The organism is Halostella sp. PRR32 (assembly GCF_034808085.1).
GTDB lineage: Archaea > Halobacteriota > Halobacteria > Halobacteriales > Natronoarchaeaceae > Halostella > Halostella pelagica.
Genome location: NZ_JAXHGL010000303.1, coordinates 1 through 233, shown reverse-complemented (window position 1 = coordinate 233; position 233 = coordinate 1). Strand labels below are relative to the sequence as shown.

Sequence of the window (233 nt, the reverse complement as noted above, 5' to 3'; positions counted from 1 at the left end):
ACGCCCATCACGCCCCCGGGCACGCGCCCCACCAGCACGTCTTCCACGACCCCGCGAACGACGCGGTGTTCACCGCCGACGCCGCCGGCATCTACGTCCCCGCCATCGACGAGGTCCGCGAGACGACGCCGCCGCCGCAGTTCGACCTCGAGCAGGCGCTCCGGGACGTCGAGACCATCGCGGGCCTCGACCCGAGCACGCTCCTGTACGCGCACTTCGGCGCGCAACCGACC

General features: G+C 73.4%; 1 protein-coding gene. It reads left to right on the top strand.

Going from position 1 to position 233, the window contains the following annotated elements:
• Window positions 1–233 (top strand): MBL fold metallo-hydrolase (locus tag SM753_RS21195; RefSeq protein WP_323193006.1); only part of this gene is annotated, 233 nt, incomplete at both ends.